Below are 2003 nucleotides of genomic sequence, written 5' to 3'. Positions count from 1 at the left end.
CGCCTACCCGGCCGACATCCCCCAGCTGGACGCCTACGCCGCCGTCACCACGGTCCTCGGCGGCCCGGCCACGTCCACCGGCGCCGAGCGTGCCGCGGATCCCGTGAGCGTGCGTGACACCGCCTCCGCCGACCGCGCCACCGGCCGCGCCACCCTCTTCGTCCTTCTGGGCTCCGCAGGCGTCCTCGCCGTCCTCTGGGCCGGTTTCGCCCTCTCCCGGGCCCGCGCCCGCGGATGGCAGCCGGCGCCGGGGTCCCGGACCGCATCCGGATGAGCTGAAGCCCTGACGACGGGACCCTCCTGAGGCGTGCCCCAGGAGGGTCCCGTCGTCGTGTTCCTCTCAGTCCCGCTGCCCCAGGCTCTCCTCCACCAGCGGGGTCTGCATCAGCCGCGGACGGCGGCGAGCGATGTGGAGGGCCCGGCCCGGCGGGAGGTTGAGGGGTTTCGCGTCGCCGAAGAGACGCCCTTCCGTGGGCGGGCAGGAGAGCAGGACGGCGGGGTTGTTGGCCTCGTCGAGACGGCGGATGAGGCCGTCGCTGAGGCCGCGGCCGGCCCCCATGGCACTGCGGGCGACGACCAGGTGCAGGCCCATCTCGAAACCGAGGGTCAGATGGTCGAAGAGCGGCTCGAAGGGACTCTGGAAGGAGTTCCCGGACACCATGTCGTAGTCGTCGACCAGCACGAAGAGACGCGGGCCGGTCCACCAGTCGCACCGGCGCATGCGGGCGGGAGCGATGTCGGCGCCGGGGACACGGGTCTTCATCGCGCGGGCGGCGCCCTCGATGGTCTCCTTCAGGTTGTCCAGGGAGATCACATGCCCGATGCGGTACTCCTCAGGGACGGCGTCCACCAGGGTGCGGCGGTAGTCCACCGCGATGATCTTCGCTTCCTGCGGGGTGTAGCGGGCGGTGATGCCCTTGGTGATGCCGCGCAGCAGGTTGGTCTTCCCGCTCTCGGTGTCGCCGACCACGATCAGGTGCGGGGTGCGGCTGAAGTCGTGCCAGACCGGCTCCAGGGCGTCCTGGTCGATACCGAGCGGCAGACGCATGCCGCCGCCCTCGGTGGCCTCGGGAGCGGGCAGTTCGGCGAGCGGGAGCCGGTGCGGCAGCATCCGGACCTGCGGGGCGGACGCGCCCGGCCAGTGCCGGGAGACTTCGGCGACCAGGTGGGAGACGCCGTCGCCGAGGTCGTCGAGAGAGCCGCTGCCGTCCAGCCGGGGCAGGCCGGCGAGGAAGTGCATCTTGCTGTCGGCGGTGATGCCCCGGCCGCCGCTGCGCGGCACCGAACGGGCCTTACGGGTGTCGATCTCGGAGTCCATCGGATCGCCCATCCGCAGTTCGAGGCGGGTGGCCGCCTGGTCACGGACCTGGGCGGACAACTCCACCCAGCGGGTGGTGGTGATGATCAGGTGGATGCCGTAGTTGAGTCCCCGGGCGGCGAGTTCGTTGAACTTCGGGATCAGGTCGTCGTAATCCTGGCGGACCGTGGACCAGCCGTCGACCACCATGAACACGTCGCCGAAGGGCTCGTCGGGGAACTCACCGGCCGCCCGGCGGCGGCGGTAGGACTGCATGGAGTCGAGGGTGTGGTCCACGAAGAACTGCTCACGGCGGGCGAGCAGCGTCATCACCTCGGCGACGGCCCGGTGCACCCGCTCCGGGTTGAGCCGCGCCGCGACGCCGCCGACGTGCGGGAGGGTGGCGAGCTGCGAGAGACCGCCGCCGCCGAAGTCGAGGCAGTAGAACTGGACCTCGGCGGGAGTGTGGGTGAGGGCCAGGGCGGCGATCAGCGTGCGGGCGAGGGTGGACTTGCCGCTCTGCGAGCCGCCCGCCACGGCGACGTGGCCGCCCGCTCCGGAGAGGTCCACGACCAGCGGGTCGCGGCGCTGCTCGAAGGGCTTGTCCACGAGGCCGACCGGGACCCGCAGCCTGCCCGTGCCGGACCAGCCGGCGGCCGTGAGGCCGCGCTCCGGGTCGGGAGCGATGCCGGGCAGCAGGACGTCC

1 protein-coding gene and 1 pseudogene are annotated in these 2003 nt (G+C 72.4%); one reads left to right on the top strand and one right to left on the bottom strand.

Annotation, left to right across the window (positions count from 1 at the left end):
- Positions 1-274 (top strand): annotated as a pseudogene (locus VN520_RS28575) (serine protease); the annotation flags it as partial.
- Positions 275-340: 66 nt separating this feature from the next.
- Here the strand turns inward: VN520_RS28575 and eccCb are convergent.
- A partial coding sequence (eccCb, locus tag VN520_RS28570) for a type VII secretion protein EccCb (protein WP_325749844.1) occupies positions 341-2003 on the bottom strand: 1663 nt, incomplete at its 5' end.

The sequence above is a fragment of the Streptomyces sp. genome, assembly GCF_035563135.1.
Taxonomy (GTDB): domain Bacteria; phylum Actinomycetota; class Actinomycetes; order Streptomycetales; family Streptomycetaceae; genus Streptomyces.
The sequence above is the reverse complement of the archived record's forward strand: the minus strand, read 5'-3'. Positions and strand labels throughout refer to the sequence as shown.